Origin of the sequence: Burkholderia sp. MSMB1589WGS (assembly GCF_001636105.1) — a bacterium.
Classification (GTDB): domain Bacteria; phylum Pseudomonadota; class Gammaproteobacteria; order Burkholderiales; family Burkholderiaceae; genus Burkholderia; species Burkholderia humptydooensis.
Window position 1 is genome coordinate 620,431 of sequence record NZ_LNJT01000007.1, and the last position, 19,032, is coordinate 639,462.

General features: G+C 69.0%; 18 protein-coding genes. 4 read left to right on the plus strand and 14 right to left on the minus strand.

The features are described 5' to 3' along the window. Window positions 1-8 precede the first annotated feature (8 nt). The 5 genes from WT16_RS10820 to WT16_RS10840 all read right to left on the minus strand — a co-directional run bounded on the left by WT16_RS10820 (window position 9) and on the right by WT16_RS10840 (window position 4,478). Window positions 9-674 carry a site-2 protease family protein gene (locus WT16_RS10820; protein ID WP_009912931.1) on the minus strand — a complete coding sequence of 222 codons (666 nt, stop codon included), beginning with the start codon at window positions 672-674 and terminating at the stop codon, window positions 9-11. Window positions 675-772: 98 nt separating this feature from the next. After that, on the minus strand, window positions 773-1,402 hold the full coding sequence (locus WT16_RS10825) for an L-threonylcarbamoyladenylate synthase (protein WP_063533324.1): 630 nt from the start codon (window positions 1,400-1,402) through the stop codon (window positions 773-775). Window positions 1,403-1,464: 62 nt separating this feature from the next. After that, window positions 1,465-2,295, minus strand: coding sequence for a 3',5'-nucleoside bisphosphate phosphatase (locus WT16_RS10830; RefSeq protein ID WP_063533325.1), 831 nt, complete (start codon window positions 2,293-2,295; stop codon window positions 1,465-1,467). Window positions 2,296-2,551: 256 nt separating this feature from the next. Continuing rightward, window positions 2,552-3,442 carry an alpha/beta hydrolase gene (locus WT16_RS10835; protein ID WP_063533838.1) on the minus strand — a complete coding sequence of 297 codons (891 nt, stop codon included), beginning with the start codon at window positions 3,440-3,442 and terminating at the stop codon, window positions 2,552-2,554. 217 nt (window positions 3,443-3,659) lie between these two features. Further along, window positions 3,660-4,478: a ferritin-like domain-containing protein gene (locus WT16_RS10840; RefSeq protein WP_063533839.1), complete on the minus strand. Its 819-nt coding sequence runs from the start codon at window positions 4,476-4,478 to the stop codon at window positions 3,660-3,662. A gap of 176 nt (window positions 4,479-4,654) precedes the next feature. On the opposite strand from WT16_RS10840, the gene WT16_RS10845 reads away from it, so the two are divergent. The 3 genes from WT16_RS10845 (at window position 4,655) to WT16_RS10855 (ending at window position 6,608) form a co-directional block, all read left to right on the plus strand. Next, the gene (locus WT16_RS10845) at window positions 4,655-5,179 is read left to right on the plus strand and encodes a gamma carbonic anhydrase family protein (RefSeq protein WP_006025977.1); all 525 of its coding nucleotides are present in this window, start codon (window positions 4,655-4,657) and stop codon (window positions 5,177-5,179) included. 38 nt (window positions 5,180-5,217) lie between these two features. After that, window positions 5,218-6,168 carry an Hsp33 family molecular chaperone HslO gene (gene hslO, locus WT16_RS10850; RefSeq protein WP_015602261.1) on the plus strand — a complete coding sequence of 317 codons (951 nt, stop codon included), beginning with the start codon at window positions 5,218-5,220 and terminating at the stop codon, window positions 6,166-6,168. A gap of 95 nt (window positions 6,169-6,263) precedes the next feature. Continuing rightward, the gene (locus WT16_RS10855) at window positions 6,264-6,608 is read left to right on the plus strand and encodes a hypothetical protein (protein WP_063533840.1); all 345 of its coding nucleotides are present in this window, start codon (window positions 6,264-6,266) and stop codon (window positions 6,606-6,608) included. Between the two features lie 77 nt (window positions 6,609-6,685). On the opposite strand, the gene ftsB is transcribed toward WT16_RS10855, so the two are convergent. The 9 genes from ftsB to WT16_RS10900 form a co-directional block, all read right to left on the minus strand. After that, the gene (gene ftsB / locus WT16_RS10860) at window positions 6,686-7,117 is read right to left on the minus strand and encodes a cell division protein FtsB (RefSeq protein WP_009912938.1); all 432 of its coding nucleotides are present in this window, start codon (window positions 7,115-7,117) and stop codon (window positions 6,686-6,688) included. Window positions 7,118-7,208: 91 nt separating this feature from the next. Continuing rightward, window positions 7,209-8,492, minus strand: coding sequence for a phosphopyruvate hydratase (gene eno / locus WT16_RS10865; protein WP_006025973.1), 1,284 nt, complete (start codon window positions 8,490-8,492; stop codon window positions 7,209-7,211). Window positions 8,493-8,595: 103 nt separating this feature from the next. Next, entirely contained in the window at window positions 8,596-9,450 is an 855-nt protein-coding gene (gene kdsA / locus WT16_RS10870; protein WP_006025972.1) for a 3-deoxy-8-phosphooctulonate synthase, read from the minus strand. After that, window positions 9,447-11,108 (minus strand): CTP synthase, encoded by a 1,662-nt coding sequence (locus tag WT16_RS10875; RefSeq protein ID WP_006025971.1) that lies wholly within the window; start codon window positions 11,106-11,108, stop codon window positions 9,447-9,449. Before WT16_RS10875 ends, kdsA begins: the two co-directional genes overlap by 4 nt. Before the next feature lie 168 nt (window positions 11,109-11,276). Continuing rightward, on the minus strand, window positions 11,277-12,104 hold the full coding sequence (locus WT16_RS10880; RefSeq protein ID WP_059929238.1) for an alpha/beta hydrolase: 828 nt from the start codon (window positions 12,102-12,104) through the stop codon (window positions 11,277-11,279). A 36-nt stretch (window positions 12,105-12,140) separates the two neighbouring features. Then, the gene (locus tag WT16_RS10885) at window positions 12,141-14,708 is read right to left on the minus strand and encodes a DNA internalization-related competence protein ComEC/Rec2 (RefSeq protein WP_063533326.1); all 2,568 of its coding nucleotides are present in this window, start codon (window positions 14,706-14,708) and stop codon (window positions 12,141-12,143) included. A gap of 53 nt (window positions 14,709-14,761) precedes the next feature. Then, entirely contained in the window at window positions 14,762-15,550 is a 789-nt protein-coding gene (locus tag WT16_RS10890) for a TatD family hydrolase (protein WP_063533327.1), read from the minus strand. Window positions 15,551-15,554: 4 nt separating this feature from the next. After that, entirely contained in the window at window positions 15,555-16,304 is a 750-nt protein-coding gene (gene lolD, locus WT16_RS10895) for a lipoprotein-releasing ABC transporter ATP-binding protein LolD (protein ID WP_045554832.1), read from the minus strand. Continuing rightward, window positions 16,297-17,550: a lipoprotein-releasing ABC transporter permease subunit gene (locus WT16_RS10900; RefSeq protein ID WP_006025966.1), complete on the minus strand. Its 1,254-nt coding sequence runs from the start codon at window positions 17,548-17,550 to the stop codon at window positions 16,297-16,299. Before WT16_RS10900 ends, lolD begins: the two co-directional genes overlap by 8 nt. Before the next feature lie 400 nt (window positions 17,551-17,950). Here WT16_RS10900 and WT16_RS10905 point away from each other — a divergent pair, with 400 nt between their 5' ends. Continuing rightward, window positions 17,951-19,027, plus strand: a complete 1,077-nt coding sequence (locus tag WT16_RS10905; protein ID WP_015602068.1) for a hypothetical protein — start codon at window positions 17,951-17,953, stop codon at window positions 19,025-19,027. Window positions 19,028-19,032 lie beyond the last annotated feature (5 nt).

Sequence of the window (19,032 nt, forward strand, 5' to 3'; positions counted from 1 at the left end):
GATTGTCGTTAGAAAAGCGAGGCGAAAGGAGTCAGGATGGCCGTCACGACGGCGTAGCCCGCGCCCACCAGCGGCCGCAGCCAGAGCTTCGTCAGAAGGCCTGTCGCGACGAGCGCGAGCACGATGAAGAAGCCGTACGGCTCGAGCCGCGACAGCGCGATCGATGGCTTCGGCGGCAGCAGCGCCGCGAGCACGCGCCCGCCGTCGAGCGGCGGCAGCGGAAAGAGGTTCAGCACCGCGAGCACGAGATTCACGCCGACGCCCGCTCCCGCCATGCGCGTGAAGAACGGCTCGTCGACCGCGAACGCGGCGAGGCCGATGCTCACGAAGCCCCAGATCAGCGCCTGGACGAAGTTGCAGCCTGGCCCCGCGAGCGCGACCCACAGGCTCCCCCAGCGCGGGTTGCGCAGATTGCGGAACGTGACGGGCACGGGCTTCGCGTAGCCGAACAGGAACGCGCCGCTCGTCAGGAAGTACAGCACGAGCGGAATCACGATCGTGCCGAACGGATCGATGTGGCGCATCGGGTTGAACGACACGCGGCCCATCATGTACGCGGTGTTGTCGCCGAGCAGGCGAGCGACGTAGCCGTGGGCAGCCTCGTGCAGCGTGATCGCGAAGACCACGGGCAGTGCGTAGACGGCAATTGTCTGTATCAGGGAAGAAGCATCCATAGCGCACTATTGTAACAAGCGGCAAACGCGCGAACGGCGCGTGTGCATGCGGACCGAAACGGCGGCCGCTCCGGTGCGCCGGGACGGCGCGGCGGCGCTCACGCGGCGAGGCCGAACGGCTCGAGCGGGCCGCGCCCCGCCCGCACGAGCTGCGGCTCGTCGCCCGTCAGGTCGATGACCGTCGACGGCTCGCGCGGGCACGCGCCGCCGTCGATCACGAGGTCGATCTGCTTTTCGAGGCGCGCGCGGATTTCCTCCGGATCGTTGAGCGGCTCATCGTCGGGCGGCAGGATCAGCGTCGTGCCGAGAAGCGGCTGGCCGAGCGCCTCGAGCAGCGCGAGCGTGATCGCGTGCGCGGGCACGCGCAGGCCGATCGTCTTGCGCGACGGGTGCGACAGCCGCCGCGGCACTTCCTTCGTCGCCTGCAGGATGAACACGTACGGCCCCGGCGTCACCGATTTGATCAGCCGGTATTGCCGGTTGTCGACCATCGCGAACGTCGCGAGCTCGGACAGATCGCGCACGAGCAGCGACAGGTGCTGCTTTTCGTCGAGCCCGCGGATGCGGCGCACGCGCTCGACCGCGTCCTTGTCGTCCAGATGGCATGCGAGCGCATAGCTCGAATCGGTCGGCAGCGCGATCACGCCGCCGCCGCGCACGATTTCGGCCGCCTGCTTGACGAGACGCGTCTGCGGATTATCCGGGTGAATCCTGAAGAATTGGGACATGGGGACAAAGGTATGGATCGGCGCGCGCGTGCCGCGGCCGGATGTGCTGCCGGCAAACGCCGCTACAGCCAGCGCTCCCAGACGGGCTTGAGATCGGACGGCAGCGGCGGCAGGCTGCCGAGCTCGGTGCGCCCTTCTCCCGGCGCGTGAAAATCGGAGCCGCGCGACGCCTCGAAGCCGAAGCGCCGCGCGACGTCCGCGTATTCGCGGTACTGGTCGGGCGTGTGGCTGCCCGTCACGACCTCGATCGCGACGCCGCCCAGATCGATGAACTCGCCGAAGAACGCGTCGAACTCGACGCTCGTGTACGCATAGCGGCCCGGATGCGCGATGACCGCTTCGCCGCCCGCCTGCCGGATCCACGTGACGGCGTCCGACAGCTTCGCCCAGCGGTGCGCGACATAGCCCGGCTTGCCGTCGCCGAGATAGCGGTCGAACACGTCGGATATCGACGCCGCGTAGCCCTTGTCGACGAGAAAGCGCGCGAAGTGGGTGCGCGAGATCAGATCGGGATTCGACACAAAGCCGAGCGCGCCTTCGTAGGCCCCCTCGATGCCGAGCGCGGCGAGCGCGTCGCCGATCGCGACCGCGCGCGCCGCGCGGCCGTTGCGGGTGCGGCAGAGCCCGTCGACGAGCGCGGGGTTCTGCGGATCGATGTTCAGGCCGACGATGTGCACGGTGCGCGACGCCCACGTCACGGAAATCTCGACGCCGTGCAGATAGCGCATGCCGAGCGCCTCGGCGGCTTCACGCGCGGCGCGCTGGCCGCCGACCTCGTCGTGATCGGTCAGCGCCCACAGCGTGACGCCGCCCGCGTGCGCGCGGCGCGCGACGTCGGCGGGCGCGAGCTGACCGTCGGAAACGTTCGAATGGCAGTGGAGATCGGCGTTCATCGTGGGCGTCGGAGGCTAAGCGTTCATTCTACTGCAACGCGCAAATTCGCCGCAGACGCTCAGCCGGCGGGACCGCGAACGGCGGCGGGCCCGGCGAGCCGGCGCGCGGCCGCCCTTCCTTCGCCCTTCCTTCGCCCTTCCTTCGCCCTTCCTTCGCCCTTCGCTCGTCGCCTTCGGTCTTTCGCCTTCAGATTTTCGCCGCCCACCGATTTGCCGATTCGCAGCCCCGCCCGGATCGACGCCCCTCGAAATCGGCTCAGGCGCAGAACGCCTCGATCAGCGCCGCGATCTGCTCCGGCTGGTCGTGATGGACCATGTGTCCCGCGTCTTCGACGAGCTTCTCGCGCCAGTCGGCGAACGCCGCAAAGCGCGCCTTGAACTCGGGAATCGGAATCTCGCCCGCCAGAAACGCGAACGTCGGCGAATCGACGGCCTCGACGTGCAGCACCTTCGCGCGCACCTTCGCCCAGATCGCCATCACCTCGTCGAGCCTGTACAGCAGCGGGCCGCGCAGCTTGTGCGCGGGATCGGCGAGCAGCCGGTACTGGCCATCCGCATCGCGCGTCGACCAATGCGCGGCGAGAAACGCCGCGCGGCGCGGCTCGAGGCGCGGATTCGTCTTCACGAGGCGCGCGGCGACGTCTTCGAGCGACGCGTAACGCTTGAGCGTCGGCGGCGTGCGCAGCTCGTCGAGCCATTGCTCGAGGCGCCGCGGCGCCTGCTCGGCGCGCGCGGGCGCGAGCCCGAAGCCCTCCAGATCGACGACTCGCCGCACCCGCCGCGGCCGCGCGCCCGCATACAGGCACACGACGTTCGCGCCCATGCTGTGGCCGACGAGGTTTACCTCGCCTTCCGGCGTGTAGTGATCGAGCAGCGCATCAAGGTCCGCCAGGTACTCGTGGAACCAATAATGGCCGCCGCCTTGCGCGGCGACCGGCCAATCGGACAGGCCGAAGCCGCGCGCGTCGGGCGCGATCACCTGCCAGTCGCCCGCGAGCGCGTCGACGACGAACTGGAACGACGCGGCGACGTCCATCCAGCCATGCAGCATGTAGAGCGTCGGCGCATCGGGCCGCCCCCAGCGGCGCACATGCAGCTTCACGCCGCGAACCGTGACGAAATCGGAGACAGATTGAGTGGAGTGCATCGCAACCGCCAAAAAAGAATGACCGTTCGATTATATCGATCCGGCCCGTCCGGCGTATGGCGAGTCGCAAGGCCGGGCGCGTGTCGAGGCACTTCTCCAGGGTCTGTTCACGCTCATGACGGGCGTGAACAGACACTGGGCCACGCCGATGCGGGCGTCGGGCGTGGCGCAACCCGCCCCGCCGTGCCGAACGAGCCAAACTGAGCCGGCACCCGCGTCATCCCTTCGGATCGACGTCCTGCGCCACGAGCGCATTCAATTCGTCGTCGGTAAAGCCCGCGGCGCGCCGTGCATCGACATTGAACGGGCCGCGCAGCCGCGGCGCCCGATACTGCTCGGCGAGCCGTTCGTAGGTCGCATGCGGATCGAACCCGGCGTCGTCGCACAGATGGCGAAACCAGCGATTGCCGATCCCTACGTGGCCGATCTCGTCGCGCAGGATCACGTCGAGAATCGCCGCCGATGCATGATCGCCCGCCTGCTGAAGCCGCGCACGGATCGGCGGCGACGCGTCGAGCCCGCGCGCCTCGAGCGTGCGCGGCACGAGCGCCATCCGCGCGAGCACGTCGCCCGCGGTCCGCTCGCACATCTCCCAGAGGCCGTCGTGCGCCGGAAAATCGCCGTACGCGTGCCCGAACTCGGCAAGACGCGCGGCGAGCAGCGAGAAGTGGTGCGCCTCCTCCGCGGCGACTTTCAGCCAGTCCGCATAGAACGCCGCGGGCATCCGCGCAAAGCGCCATACCGCGTCGAGCGCGAGATTGATTGCGTTGAATTCGATGTGCGCGAGCGCATGCAGCAGCACGACCCGCCCTTGCGGCGAGCGCATGCTGCGCCGCTCGAGCCGGCGCGGCTCGACGAGCTCCGGGCGAACCGGCCGCCCGGGCAGGCCGTGCTCGGGCTCGCTCAGCTCGCGCTCGGGGAACGCCGCCGCGCGGCCGTCGATGAGCGCCGAGCGCAGCTCGACGACGAGCGCGGCCTTGCGCGCGGGATCGGGTTCGCAAAGCGCGGCAAGTGCGTCGCTGCGCACGCAGCGCAACGGTTCGGGCGACGAAATCGAGACGGATGACATGAGAAGACGACATGCTCGCACGCTGCGCGCGCGAACGACCGGGACAACCGTTTACAATAAAAGATTCGATTGCGCCGCATCCAGGCGCGACGCCACCGCGCGCCATTGTACCGGCCGCCCAGACAAGGCCCAAGGGAGACATCGTGACCATCTACAAGCTCGGCGACAACGCCCCGTCCATCCACGAAAGCGTGTTCGTCGCGGACAGCGCGACGATCGTCGGCAAGGTCGTGCTGGAAGAGAACGCGAGCGTCTGGTTCGGCGCGACGATCCGCGGCGACAACGAGCCGATCACGGTCGGCGCCGGCAGCAACGTGCAGGAAGGCGCGGTGCTGCACACCGATCCGGGCTGCCCGCTCACGATCGCGCCGAACGTGACGGTCGGCCATCAGGCGATGCTGCACGGCTGCACGATCGGCGAGGGCTCGCTGATCGGCATTCAGGCCGTGATCTTGAATCGCGCGGTGATCGGCCGCAACTGTCTGGTCGGCGCGGGCGCGGTGATCACCGAGGGCAAGGCGTTTCCCGACAATTCGCTGATTCTCGGCGCGCCGGCGAAGGTCGTGCGTACGCTGTCCGACGAGGACGTCGCGCGGATGCACATGAACACGAAGAGCTACGCGATGCGGCGCGCGTATTTCAAGGAGCAGCTCGTGCGGATCGGCTGAACCGCCGCGCACGAGCCGTTTGATCGTCGAGGGAAAAAGTGAGCGACCAGTTACAGAAATTCATGTTCAACGCGGCCCCGGTGCGCGGCGAGATCGTCTCGCTGCGCAACACGTGGCAAGAGGTGCTCACGCGCCGCGACTATCCGACGCCCGTGCGCAACGTGCTCGGCGAGATGATGGCGGCGTGCGCGCTGCTGTCGGCAAATCTGAAGTTCGACGGCACGCTCATCATGCAGATCTTCGGCGACGGCCCGTTGAAGATGCTCGTCGTCCAGTGCAGCTCGGACCTCGCGATGCGCGCGACCGCGAAGTTCTCGGGCGACGCCGCGCGGGCCGTCGGCGACGACACTTCGTTCGCGGACCTGATCAACGCGAGCGGCCACGGCCGCTGCGTGATCACGCTCGATCCCGCCGACAAGCGGCCCGGCCAGCAGCCGTATCAGGGCATCGTGCCGCTGAACGGCGAGGACGGCCAGCTCGCGTCGATCGCCGACGTGCTCGAGCATTACATGCGGCACTCCGAGCAGCTCGACACGCGCCTCTGGCTCGCCGCCGATCACGATCGCGCGGTCGGCGTGCTGCTGCAGAAGCTGCCGGGCGACGGCGGGATCGTGCCGCGCGTCGAGGAGACCGATACGGATACGTGGGAGCGCGTCTGCACGCTCGGCGGCACGCTGTCGTCGAAAGAGCTGCTCGAAGTGGAACCCGAGACCGTGTTCCGGCGTCTGTTCTGGCAGGAGAACGTGCAGCACTTCGAACCGACGGCCACGCGCTTCCAGTGCACGTGCTCGCGCGAGAAGGTTGGCGGGATGCTGCGCATGCTCGGGCGCGTCGAGATCGACGGCGTGATCGAAGAGCGCGGCCACGTCGAGATCCACTGCGAATTCTGCAATCAGCGCTACGAATTCGATCCGGTCGACGTCGTCCAGCTATTCTCGACGCCCGAGCTCGGCGCCGGCGTCGCGCCCGCCGCCGCGCAACGGCACTGATTCGCCCGCGAGCAAACGGACAAACGAGCAAGCGGGCAATGCGCCGCGCCGCCGTCCGGCGAGCGCGGCGCCGGCACAAGCCAGGAGGCAGCAGCATGAAACCGATTCTCGTTCACGCCGCGCCGCTCGCGGCGCTCGTTGCGGCCGCGTCGCTGAGCGGATGCGTCGCGCCGCCGTCGACGACGGTCCTGAGTCGTCTGCCCGAGCAGGCGGGCACCCCGGCGCACACGCTCACGCCCGACGAGCGCAAGCGCTACGACGAGATCGACCGGCAGGTGCTGCGCGAGCAGAATGCGGCGATCGCGGCCGAGGACGCGGCGCGCGCCTGGTCGTACTACTATCCGCCGCCCGTCACCTATTACGGCGGCTACTATGGCGGCGGCTGGGGACATGGCTGGGGGTCGGGCTTCAGCTACGGCTACCCGGGCTGGTGGTGGTGAAATCGCCGAATTCCGGCGAATTGAAAACCCACGGGAAACAAAAAATCTTCACCGTGCAACGCCCGGCGGCGCGCCCGTCAGCCGTGCGCCGGCTTGTGCGCCTTGTCGCCGCCGTGCCGCTTCTCGGGCTTTGCGCGCGACACCGGATTCGGCACGACGCGCATCGGCGCGGCCGACACCTCGCCGCGCGTCGACGTCGACGGCTGCGCGTTGCTCTGCGCCGCGGGCGCCGGCGAATTCGGCGACACGAACTGCACGAACACTTCGCCGTCCTTCACCATGCCCATTTCGTAGCGCGCGCGCTCCTCGATCGCCGACGTGCCGCTCTGCAGATCCTGCACCTCGCCCGCAATCCGCTCGTTGCGCAGCTTCGCATCGGCGTTCTTCTGCAACTGGTCGTTCAACTGCTGCCGCAACTCGTGCACCCGCAGCCAGCCGCCGTGCCCCCACCACAACGGGTACTGAATCACGACCAGCAAAGCGATCAGAACGACGGTAACGAGCCGCATGAATAAGCCGCAGATATAAGAAGCGCCGCTTCACGGGATCGCGAAGCGGCGTCATCAGTGAACAAGACCGATAGTAACGCGTTAGCGCGCGTCAGCGCAGGTTGTAGAACGCCGATTTGCCCGGGTAGCTCGCGATGTCGCCCAGGTCCTCTTCGATGCGAAGCAGTTGGTTGTACTTCGAAATGCGATCGCTGCGCGAGAGCGAGCCCGTCTTGATCTGGCCGGCGTTCAGGCCGACTGCGATGTCGGCGATCGTCGAATCCTCGGTTTCGCCCGAACGGTGCGAAATCACGGCCGTGTAGCCCGCGCGCTTGGCCATCTCGATCGCCGCGAACGTTTCGGTCAACGTACCGATCTGGTTGATCTTGATGAGGATCGAGTTCGCGATGCCCTTCTCGATGCCTTCCTTCAGGATGCGCGTGTTCGTGACGAACAGGTCGTCGCCGACCAACTGCACCTTCTTGCCGAGGCGCTCGGTCAGGAGCTTCCAGCCGTCCCAGTCGCTTTCGTGCATGCCGTCTTCGATCGACACGATCGGGAACTTGTCGGCGAGCGTTGCGAGGTAATCGGTGAATTCGGCCGACGACAGTTGCAGGCCCTCGCCCGCGAGCTGGTACTTGCCGTCGTGGTAGAACTCGGACGCCGCGCAGTCGAGCGCGAGCAGCACGTCCTCGCCCGCGCGATAGCCGGCCTTCTCGATCGCCTGCAGGATCGTCGACAGGCATTCGTCGTTGCTGCCGAAGTTCGGCGCGAAGCCGCCTTCGTCGCCGACCGCCGTGCTCATGCCGCGGTCGCCGAGGATCTTCTTCAGCGCATGAAACACTTCCGCGCCGCAACGCAGCGCTTCGCGGAACGTCGGCTGGCTGACCGGAACGATCATGAATTCCTGGATGTCGAGGCTGTTGTTCGCGTGCGCGCCGCCGTTGACGATGTTCATCATCGGCACCGGCAGTTGCATCGCGCCCGAGCCGCCGAAATAGCGGTACAGCGGCAGGCCGGCTTCTTCAGCCGCGGCCTTCGCGACCGCCATCGACACGGCGAGCATCGCGTTCGCGCCGAGGCGCGACTTGTTGTCGGTGCCGTCGAGCTCGAGCAGCGTCTTGTCGAGGAACGCCTGCTCGGACGCGTCGAGGCCCATGATCGCTTCGGAGATCTCGGTGTTGATGTGCTCGACCGCCTTCAGCACGCCCTTGCCGTTGTAGCGGCCGGCTTCGCCGTCGCGCAGCTCGATCGCCTCGCGCGAGCCGGTCGACGCGCCCGACGGCACCGCCGCGCGGCCCATCGTGCCCGATTCGAGCAGCACGTCGCATTCGACGGTGGGATTGCCGCGCGAATCCAGAATTTCGCGGCCGATGATGTCTACGATTGCACTCATGGTTTCCTCTGAAAATGACGATGGTTCCTGTCTTCAGCGACGGCGGCCGATCCGGCGCGGCAGCCGCTCCTGCTACTGACGCGCGCAACGGCCGCCGAGTTCATCAATTGAAATCGTTTTCCAGGAACGGCGCGCGCTTCACCGCCTGATCGAGCGTGACGAGCGTCTCCAGCAGCGCGGCCATCCTGCCGAGCGGCACCGCATTCGGGCCATCGGACTTGGCCTCGGCCGGATTCGGGTGCGTCTCCATGAAAAGCCCCGCGACGCCCGTGGCGACCGCCGCGCGCGCGAGCACCGGCACGAACTCGCGCTGGCCGCCCGAGCTCGTGCCCTGCCCACCTGGCAGTTGCACCGAGTGGGTCGCGTCGAACACGACGGGCGCGAGCGTCTCGCGCATGATCGCGAGCGACCGCATGTCCGACACGAGATTGTTGTAGCCGAACGACACGCCGCGCTCGCACGCCATGAAGCGGTCTTCCGACAACCCCGCTTCGCGCGCGGCGTCGCGCGCCTTGTCGATCACGTTCTTCATGTCGTGCGGCGCAAGGAACTGGCCCTTCTTGATATTGACGGGCTTGCCCGATTGCGCGCACGCGCGGATGAAATCGGTCTGGCGGCACAGGAACGCGGGCGTCTGCAGCACGTCGACGACGGCCGCCACGGGCGCGATCTCGTCGATCTCGTGCACGTCGGTGAGCACCGGCACGTTCAGTTGGCGCTTCACCTCGGCGAGAATCCGCAGCCCCGCGTCCATCCCGAGCCCGCGAAACGACTTGCCCGAACTGCGATTGGCCTTGTCGTACGAAGACTTGTAGATGAACGGCACGCCGAGCTTCGCGCAGATCTCCTTCAGCCGACCCGCGGTATCGATCGTCATCTGCTCCGATTCGACGACGCAGGTGCCGGCGATCAGGAAGAACGGCTTGTCGAGGCCGACTTCGAATCCGGCGAGATTCATGCCTTCGCTCCGGCGCGCGCCTGCTGACACGCGAGCGCGGCTTGAACGAACGATTTGAAGAGCGGATGGCCGTCACGCGGCGTCGACGTGAATTCCGGGTGGAACTGGACGCCAACGAACCACGGGTGCATCCCGCGCGACAGCTCCATCATTTCCGGCAGATCCTCGCTCGGCGTGCGCGCGCTGATCACGAGGCCGCCCGCTTCGAGCTGCGGCACGAAGCGGTTGTTGACTTCATAGCGGTGACGGTGGCGCTCGTTCACGTCCTTGCCGTAGATCTCCTCGGCGAGCGTGCCCGGCTTGATCGGGCAGCGCTGCGAGCCGAGCCGCATCGTGCCGCCGAGGTCGGATTCCTCGGTGCGCTTCTCGACCTTGCCCTCGCGGTCGTACCACTCGGTGATCAGCGCGACGACGCGCTCCGGCGTGTTCGAATCGAACTCGGTGCTGTTCGCCTGCTTGAGGCCGACGACATCGCGCGCGAATTCGATGACGGCGAGCTGCATGCCGAGGCAGATGCCGAGATACGGCACCTTCGCCTCGCGCGCGTAGCGCACGGCCGCGATCTTGCCTTCGGTGCCGCGCCGGCCGAAGCCGCCCGGCACGAGCACGGCGTCGAGATGCGCGAGGCTCGCGGTGCCGTTCGCCTCGAGCTCTTCCGAATCGATGTACTCGATGTTGACCTTCGTCGACGTGTGGATCGACGCATGACGCAGCGCTTCGATCAGCGACTTGTACGACTCCGTCAGGTCGACGTACTTGCCGACCATCCCGATCGTCACCTCGTGCTTCGGATTCTGAAGCTTCTCGACGAGCCCCGCCCACATGCGCAGGTCGGCCGGCTGCGGATCGAGGCGCAGTTCCTCGCAGATGATGCGGTCGAGCCCCTGGTCGTGCAGCATCTGCGGAATCTTGTAGATGCTGTCGACGTCCCACACCGAGATCACCGCGTCTTCCGGCACGTTCGAGAAGAGCGAGATCTTCTTCGATTCGTCGTCGGGGATCGGGCGATCGGCGCGGCAGAGCAGCACGTGCGGCAAAATGCCGATCTCGCGCAGCTTCTGCACGCTGTGCTGGGTCGGCTTCGTCTTCAGCTCGCCCGCCGTCGCGATGAACGGCACGAGCGTCAGGTGAACGAAGCATGCGCTGTTGCGGCCGAGGCGCAGACTCATCTGGCGCGCCGCCTCGAGGAACGGCAGCGACTCGATGTCGCCCACCGTGCCGCCGATCTCGACGATCGCCACGTCCGGCTCGCCGCAGGTGGCCGATGCCGCGCCGCGCTCGATGAACGCCTGGATCTCGTTCGTGATGTGCGGGATCACCTGGACGGTCTTGCCGAGGTAATCGCCGCGGCGCTCCTTGCGGATCACCGATTCGTAGATCTGGCCGGTCGTGAAGTTGTTGGCCTTGCGCATCTTCGTGCTGATGAAGCGCTCATAGTGGCCGAGGTCGAGATCCGTCTCCGCGCCGTCTTCCGTCACGAACACTTCGCCGTGCTGAAACGGGCTCATCGTGCCGGGATCGACGTTGATGTATGGATCGAGTTTGAGGAGGGTGACTCTGAGACCGCGCGATTCAAGGATCGCGGCGAGAGAGGCGGCGGCAATGCCCTTGCCGAGGGAGGAAACTACGCCGCCGGTGACGAAAACATATTTGGTCATCGCTGGATGCTCGCGGGAAAAACGGATTATACCGTAAAGGCCGCGCGTCACTCGGCAATCGACGCTCGACCGCCCCCCTTCCCCGTCCGGTTCGAGCGCGCCCGCGCCGCCCGGCCATCCCGCTCCTTCCCGCACCTCGCTGCACGCAAGCCGCGCGCGCCGCCTCGATCATCCGCGCCGCGCGTCGCCGCCGCCTTCCGCCGCGCGCAGCGTATTGATCATGCGCTGCAGCGCGCGCGCGGTCTCGAGCGGCCGCTCCATCGGAAAGAGATGGCTGCCCTCGAGCCATTCGATCCGGCCGCGCACGGCCCGGCGCGTCGCCGCGAGCCCGATCTGGCGGATCTCGCGCGAGCGCGTGCCGGCGAGAAAGCCGACCGGCACGGGCGCGCCGTGCGCGAGGCGCGGGCCGAGCGTGTGCGGCAGCGTCCGGTAGATCATGTATTCGATCTGCCGGTCGAATGCGAGCGCGCGCTCGCCCTTCGCACTCGTCTGCGGAATGCCGTAGTCGATGTAGTCGGACAGCATCCGCTCGTCCCAGCGCGCGAACGCGGACTTCGCGCGGAAATGCCGCCACGCGTCGTCGCGGCTCGCCCAATGGACGCGGCGGGTGCGCGTCGCGGCGGCGGGAGACAGGCGCTCGTCGAGCCCCGTCCATTGGCTCACGCGCAGCGCGCTGCTGCGCCAGCCGGCAATCACGGGCGAATCGAGCATCACCACGCCGCGCACCCATTGCGGGCGCTTGAGCGCCGCCATCAGCGACAGATAGCCGCCGAGCGAATGGCCGACGAGCCACACGGGCCGCTCGTACGCGCGGCCGATGTCGTCGAGCAGTTGCTCGACGAGGTGCGGCCAATCGCGCGTCACCGGAAAGCGGCGGTCATGGCCGATCCGCTCGATGAAGCGCAATTCGTAATCGTCCGCGAGCTCGGCGAAGATCGTCCGGTAGACGGACGCCGGAAAGCCGTTCGCATGCGAGAAATGGATGATGTCCTTCAAACGACGCTGTCTCCCTGTCGTAGCCGCCGCACCGCGTCAACGGTCCATCCAGTAGCGCCGGTGCGCGTCCCGGTATCGTACCGGCGCGGGAAGCGCGCCGCTCGGCATCATGTCGATGCGCACCGCGCCGTCGCGGTCGGTACGCGGCAACTCGATGCCGCGTACCGCATAGCGCGCCCAGACGGTTGGATGCGGATGGTGAAACCTGTTGGCGTAGCCTACCTGAAATATGGCAATGCGCGGTTCGACCGAATCGAGGAAGGGCTCGGTCGACGACGTGCGGCTGCCGTGGTGCGGAACGACGAGCACCTGCGCGGCGAGCGCGCCGCCCGATCCGGCAACGAGCGCGCGCTCGGAGCGCGCGTCGACGTCGCCCGTCAGGAGCGCCGCACGCTCGCCCGCCGACACGCGCAGCACGCACGACTGCGCGTTCGTCGCGCCGCCCGCGCGCGGGCCGCCGGCGGGCCAGAGCGTCGCGAACTCGACGCCGTCCCAACGCCAGCGCTGCCCCGCCGCGCACGGCAGCGCGTCGGCCACGCCGGCCGCGCGCGCGACGCGCCACAGGCGGTTCGGCGGCGGCAGCCCGCCCGTCACCTGCGCGACCGCGACCGATTCGAGGACGGCGGGCGCGCCGCCCGCGTGATCCGAATCCGCATGGCTCACGACGAGCGCGTCGAGCAGGCGCACGCCCCCTGCGCGCAAAAACGGCACGACGATCCGTTCGCCCGCGTTCGACGCCTCAGGCCCCGGGCCCGCGTCGAACAACAGCGTATGCCGCGCGGTCTCGATCAGCACAGCGGAACCCTGGCCGACGTCGAGCGCCGTCAGCCGGAACGCGCCGTCGGGCGGGGCGAGCGGCGCCGGCACGACAAGCGGCAGCCACGCGAGCGGCGCCGCACCGCGCAGCGGCCAGCCGCGCGGCGTCAGCGCCCACACGACGCCCACCGCTGCCGTGGCGAGCGCGAAGCCGCCCGGCGTCGGCAGCATCCAGACCGTGCGCCCCGCGCCGGCAACCGCATCGAGGAGCCGCATCAGCGTTGCGACGAGCGCATGCGCGAGCGCGTATGCCGAAGCGTCGAGCGGCGCGGGCAGCACGACGCCCGCGAGCACGATCGGCGTGACGAGCGAGCCGACCCACGGAATCGCGAACGCGTTCGCGAGCGGGCCGGCGAGCGGGATCTGCGCGAACCACAGCACGGTAAGCGGCGCGAGCGCGATCGTCACCGCGAACTGCGCCCGCGCGGCATCGCGCAAGTGCTGAACGAGCCGCCCTGCCGCCCGCCTCGCTCCCGTCCACGCCGCGATCCACGCCCGCCCGCGCGCGGCACGCCACCGCGCGCGATGCGACGACGGCGACATGCGTTCGCCCCCTGCGCCTTCGATCAGGCGGCGCAGGTCGTGCGCACCGCCGATGTCGCGGGCGTCGCATGCGTCGCGTGCAGCGCTTCGCCCCGACGACACGAACAGGATCGCCGCGACCGCGCAGAACGACAGCCAGAACCCCGCCGACGTCACCGCCCACGGATCGACGAGCAGCACGCAGCCGAGCGCCGCCGCCAGCACCGACGAAGGCGCGAGCGACCGCCCGCTGAGATGCGCGACGCCCGCGGCGGCGAGCATCCACCACGCGCGCTGCGCGGGCACGTTGAAGCCCGCGAGCGCCGCATAGCCGGCGCCGCCGGCGATCGCGCCGAGCGCCGCGACTTTCTGCGCGGACACGACGAGCGGCCAGTTGCGCCCGACATAGCCCGAGCGGCGCCAGAACCCGCCCGCGAGCCACGCGCACAGGCCGCCGACCATCCCGACGTGCAGCCCGGAAATCGCGACGAGATGGCTCGTGCCGGTATCGCGCAGGATGCGCCGGTCGTCGTCGGCGATGTCGTCCTGCGCGCCGATCGCGAGCGCGACGACGATCCCGCGATGCGCGGCATCGCCGAGCGCATCGGCGATGCGCCCGCGCAGGCGCGCGCGCAACTGGTCGATCACGGCCGCGATGCCGGGCACGCGCCCCGCGAGCCGCCGCGCATCGTGCGGCGCCGACACGTAGCCGAGCGCCCGGATGCCGCGCGCGAGCCACGCCGCCTCCGCGTCGCGCACGCCGAAATTCGCCTCGCCGTGCGGGCGCTTCAGACGCACGCGCAGCCGCCATCGGTCGCCCGGCACGAACTCGGGCGGCGACGCGGCCGCGCGGCCGAACGCGTACCACGCAAGCGATAGCGTCGCCGGAAACCGCGCGATGCCTGCATCGTTTTCGTCGACGTCGAACAGGAAACGCGTGCCGTTCGCATCGCGCGACGGCAGTCCGCGCACGGCGCCCGTCACGACGATGTCGCGCCCTTCCCACGGCGCGGGCAGCGCATCGGCGAGCCGCCACTGAGCGCGCGCCGCCGCGTAGCCGAAGCCCGCGAGCGCCGCCGCGCAGCAGCATGCGCAGAACCCGGCCAGTCGCATGCGCGCACGCGCGCCGCCGCGCCACGCGAGCGCGAGCCACACGCACAAGCCGAACGCGAGCACACCGCCCGCCCATGCCGCCGCGCCCGGCAACGCCGTCTGCTGCTGCAGCGCGACGACGCCGAGCGCGAACGCGCCGCACCTCGCCCGCATCGCGCCTCCGTCTTTTCGCGCCGCCCGAGCGACGCCTGTCCGTCACGAATCGATTATGCGGACGAAAGCGCGAGTCGCGGCAGCGCGGCAAGCGCGTTAGCCGAAGTGGATAGGGAAAGCGCGTCGACATCGATGCCGCGCAGCTCGGCGATCACGGCGCCGATGCGCGGCACCTGGTCGGGCGTGTTGCGCTGCCTGTAGCGCCATTCGGGAGGAATGTCGGGCGCGTCGGTCTCGACGACGAGCGCGTCGAGCGGCAGTTGCCCGGCGAGCCGCCTGATCTGCCGCGCACGGCCGAACGTCACGTTGCCGCCGAAACCAAGCTTGAGCCCTTGCGCGAGATACGCGTCGGCCTGCTGGAAACTGCCGTTGAACGCATGCGCGATGCCGCGCCGCACGCCCGCGCGCCGCAGCCCGGCCAGCACGCGATCCTGCGACTTGCGCACGTGGCACACGACGGGCAGATCGAAGTCACGCGCGAGCCGCAACTGCGCGTCGTAGAAGAAGTGCTGCCGGCTCTCGTCGAGCCCCGGCACGAAGTAGTCGAGACCGATCTCGCCGATGCCGACGAAGCGCGGATCGCCGATGCTCGCTTCGATTTCCATCCGCAGCCGGTCGAGATCCTCGTCGCGCGCATTCGGCGTGTACATCGGATGAATGCCGAGCGCGTAGACCGCGCCCCGCGTCGCATGCGCGAGCTCGCGCACCGTCGGGAAATTCATCCGCCCGACGCTCGGAATCACGATGCGCGACACGCCCGCCGCCCGCGCCGCGGCGGCGACGACCTCGCGGTCGGCGTCGAACTCCGGCGCATCGAGATGGCAATGCGTGTCGATCCACATCGCGTCACACCGGCACGGCCGGCTCCTCGTGCAGCACGCCGTCGCGCAGCCGCAGGATGCGGTCGCAGCGCGCGGCGAGATCCGGATCGTGCGTGACGATCACGAAGCTCGTGTCGAGCGTTCTCGACAGCTCGAGCATCAGATGGAACACGTGATCGGCGGTCGAGCCGTCGAGGTTGCCCGTCGGCTCGTCGGCGAGCACGCACGCGGGCTTCGTGACGAGCGCGCGCGCGATCGCGACGCGCTGCCGCTCGCCGCCCGACAGCTCGCCCGGCCGGTGCTTCGCGCGCGCGCCGAGCCCCACCTGCTCGAGCATCTCGCGCGCATGGTGACGCGCCTCCTCGGTCGACATCCGGCGAATTCTGAGCGGCATCGCCACGTTGTCGAGCGCGGTGAACTCCGGCAGCAGATGGTGAAACTGATAGACGAAGCCGAGCGCGCGGTTGCGCAGATCGTTGCGCTCGCGCTCGGCAAGCTGCGTGAACGGCTTGCCGAGCAGCGACACCTGCCCCGCGCTCGGCTCGTCGAGCCCGCCCAGCACGTGCAGCAGCGTGCTCTTGCCCGAGCCCGACGCGCCGACGATCGCGAGCTTCTCGCCGCGCCGCACCGATACCTGCGCGTTGTCGAGCACCTGCACGTTGAAGCCGCCCTGCACGAACGTCTTTGTGATTCCGTGCGCCTCGAGCACGCATTCGCGCTCGGCGCCGCCCTGATGGTTCTGATTCATCGTCTGTTCGAAAACCCGGTCATTCATAGCGCAGCGCCTCCGCGGGGCGCACCTTCGCGCCGCGCCAGCTCGGATAGAGCGTCGCGAGCGCGGACAGCGCGAAAGCGATCACGCCGATCTTGATCACGTCGCCCGCGACGAGCTCGGACGGCAGCTCGCTGATGAAGTACACCGACGGCGGCAGGAACTGCACGCCGAACGCATGCTCGATCATCGGGACGAGCCACGGAATGCTCCACGCGATCAGGCAGCCGAGCGCGACGCCCGTCGCGGTGCCGACGAAGCCGATCGTCACGCCCTGCACGACGAAGATCTTCATGATCGAGCCCGGCTGCGCGCCGAGCGTGCGCAGGATCGCGATGTCCGCCTGCTTGTTCGTCACCGTCATCACGAGCGACGACACCAGATTGAACGCCGCGACCGCGATGATGAGCGTCAGGATGATGAACATCATCCGCTTCTCGATCTGCACCGCGGAGAACCACGTCTTGTTCTGCTGCGTCCAGTCGCGGATGTACAGGTCGCCCGACAGCGTGTGCGCGAGCTCGCGCGCGACCTGCGGCGCCCGCTGCATGTCCGCGAGGCGCAGCCGCACGCCCGTCGGCGCGGGCAGCCTGAAGAGCGCCTGCGCGTCCTGGAGGTCGATCATCGCAAGCGAGCTGTCGTATTCGTAATGGCCGGACTCGAAGATGCCGACCACCGTGAACTGCTTCAGGCGCGGCATCATCCCGGCCGGCGTGATCGTGCCCTCCGGCGCGACGAGCGTGACCTTGTCGCCGACGCCCACGCCGAGATTGCCCGCGAGCGCGTTGCCGAGCACGATCCCGAACTGGCCGGGCGCGAGCGCCGTGAGCGCGCCCGCCTTCATGTCCTTGCCGATGTCGGACACCTGCGGCTCGAGCGACGGCTCGACGCCGCGCAGCATCACGCCGCTCACCGCGTCCTGGCGCGTGAGGAGCGCCTGCGCGTCGACGTACGGCGCCGCGCCGATGACCGCCTTGTTCAGGCGCGCTTCCTTCGCGGTCAGTTGCCAGTCGGGCATCGAGCCCGTCGGCGAGAAGATCTCGACGTGCGCGAGCACCGACAGCATCCGGTCGCGCACCTCTTTCTGGAAGCCGTTCATCACCGACAGCACGACGATGAGCGCCGCGACGCCGAGCGCGATCCCGAGCATCGACACGAGCGCGATGAAGGAAATGAAGCCGTTGCCGGTCGTGCGTTTGCCGGCGCGCGTGTAGCGCCAGCCGATCTGCCATTCGTACGGAAGTTTCAAGCGTATCCTTTCTGCTGGTTGAGACGCCGCGCGCCGCGCGAATCCGCGCGCAGGAACCGGGTGGACCCGATTACGCGCGCAGTGTGCCACACAATGCTTAATCGACCCTGAAAACGTTCCGGATCAGTGAAACGCGTTCGGGCTGCACACGCAACAGCGCATGCAGCGGCGATCCGCGATCGGTCGCCCCCGCGCCCGGGCACGATCGATGCATCGTCGGCCGGCCGGCGGATGGGCTGCGCCACGGGCTCGCCGGCGAGCGGCACGCACGATGTCCATGCTCACGACGCGCGCGGCGCCGGTCGACAATTTTACCCACCCGCCCCCTCGCGCCGCGCGTCCGGCTCGCAGCGCGCCGTCGGCGACCGGCCTTGCCGTTTGGCCTACAATGCGCACCATCATGCGTGCCCAACGTCTTCATTTCCTCGTGCCCTTCGCGCTGCCGTCGGCCGCCGACGCCGCGTCTTCCCTCCATACGCTCGACAGCCCCGCGCTCGCGAAGCTCGTCGCCCGCGCGCGGCTCGTCGAGCACACGGTCGGCGAAGACTTCCAGCGCACGCTGCCGCACGAGCGCTGGCTCGCGCGCCGGTTCGGCGCGATTGCCGACGACGCCGACGACGCGCCGCTCGCGCCGTACATGCTCATGGCCGACGGCGGCGCGCCCGGCGGCGACACGTGGGCGTGCGTCGAGCCCGTGCACGTGCGGATCGCGACCGACCATCTCGTGCTGATCGATCCCGCATCGCTCGAGATCGGCGACGACGAAGCCGCCGCACTCCTCGACAGCGCGCGTCCGCTGATTGAGGAGCTCGGCGTGAAGGTGCAGGCGCCGCGCGCGTCGCGCTGGTATCTGTCGAGCCCGCAGCTCGCCGGACTCGCGGGCGCCGCGCCGCTGCGCGCGAGCGGCCGCAACATCGAGATCTGGCTGCCGCACGAGACGCAAACGGGCGAACGCTCGCGCGCGTGGATGAAGCTGCAGAACGAAGTGCAGATGGCCTGGTTCCGGCATCCCGTCAACGAGGCGCGCGAGGCGCGCGGCTACCCGGCCGTCAATTCGATCTGGTTCCATGCGCAAGGCGCGATGAAGCCCGTGACACGTCCGTTCGCGCGCGTGCTGTCGCGCTCGCCGGCCGCCCGCGGGCTCGCCCTCGCCGCGGGCGCGGCCGCAGGCGAGCCGCCCGCCGCGCTCGACGCGCTCACAGCCGGCGCCGCGTCGCAGCCGGACGGCGCGACGCTCGTCGAGCTCGACGCGCTGACGACGCCGTTCATCGAGCAGGACTGGGCGCGCTGGCACGACGCGCTCGCCGCGCTCGAGCGCGACTGGTTCGCGCCTGCTCTCGACGCGCTCGCGCGAGGCCGCATCGGCGAGCTCGCGCTCACGCTGTGCGGCGACACGAGCGCCGCGACGCTCGCCGCGACGCGCGGCGACCTGCGCAAGTTCTGGCGCCGCCGCGCGCTCGCCTCCCTGTTCGAATAACGACA

Bases quoted from the DNA above. Each gene is read 5' to 3' on its own strand.
- WT16_RS10820 (WP_009912931.1), bottom strand. From the start codon at position 674: ATGGATGCTTCTTCCCTGATACAGACAATTGCCGTCTACGCACTGCCC.
- WT16_RS10825 (WP_063533324.1), bottom strand. From the start codon at position 1,402: ATGTCCCAATTCTTCAGGATTCACCCGGATAATCCGCAGACGCGTCTC.
- WT16_RS10830 (WP_063533325.1), bottom strand. From the start codon at position 2,295: ATGAACGCCGATCTCCACTGCCATTCGAACGTTTCCGACGGTCAGCTC.
- WT16_RS10835 (WP_063533838.1), bottom strand. From the start codon at position 3,442: ATGCACTCCACTCAATCTGTCTCCGATTTCGTCACGGTTCGCGGCGTG.
- WT16_RS10855 (WP_063533840.1), top strand. From the start codon at position 6,264: ATGAAACCGATTCTCGTTCACGCCGCGCCGCTCGCGGCGCTCGTTGCG.
- ftsB (WP_009912938.1), bottom strand. From the start codon at position 7,117: ATGCGGCTCGTTACCGTCGTTCTGATCGCTTTGCTGGTCGTGATTCAG.
- eno (WP_006025973.1), bottom strand. From the start codon at position 8,492: ATGAGTGCAATCGTAGACATCATCGGCCGCGAAATTCTGGATTCGCGC.
- kdsA (WP_006025972.1), bottom strand. From the start codon at position 9,450: ATGAATCTCGCCGGATTCGAAGTCGGCCTCGACAAGCCGTTCTTCCTG.
- WT16_RS10875 (WP_006025971.1), bottom strand. From the start codon at position 11,108: ATGACCAAATATGTTTTCGTCACCGGCGGCGTAGTTTCCTCCCTCGGC.
- WT16_RS10885 (WP_063533326.1), bottom strand. From the start codon at position 14,708: ATGCGGGCGAGGTGCGGCGCGTTCGCGCTCGGCGTCGTCGCGCTGCAG.
- WT16_RS10890 (WP_063533327.1), bottom strand. From the start codon at position 15,550: ATGTGGATCGACACGCATTGCCATCTCGATGCGCCGGAGTTCGACGCC.
- lolD (WP_045554832.1), bottom strand. From the start codon at position 16,304: ATGAATGACCGGGTTTTCGAACAGACGATGAATCAGAACCATCAGGGC.
- WT16_RS10905 (WP_015602068.1), top strand. From the start codon at position 17,951: ATGCGTGCCCAACGTCTTCATTTCCTCGTGCCCTTCGCGCTGCCGTCG.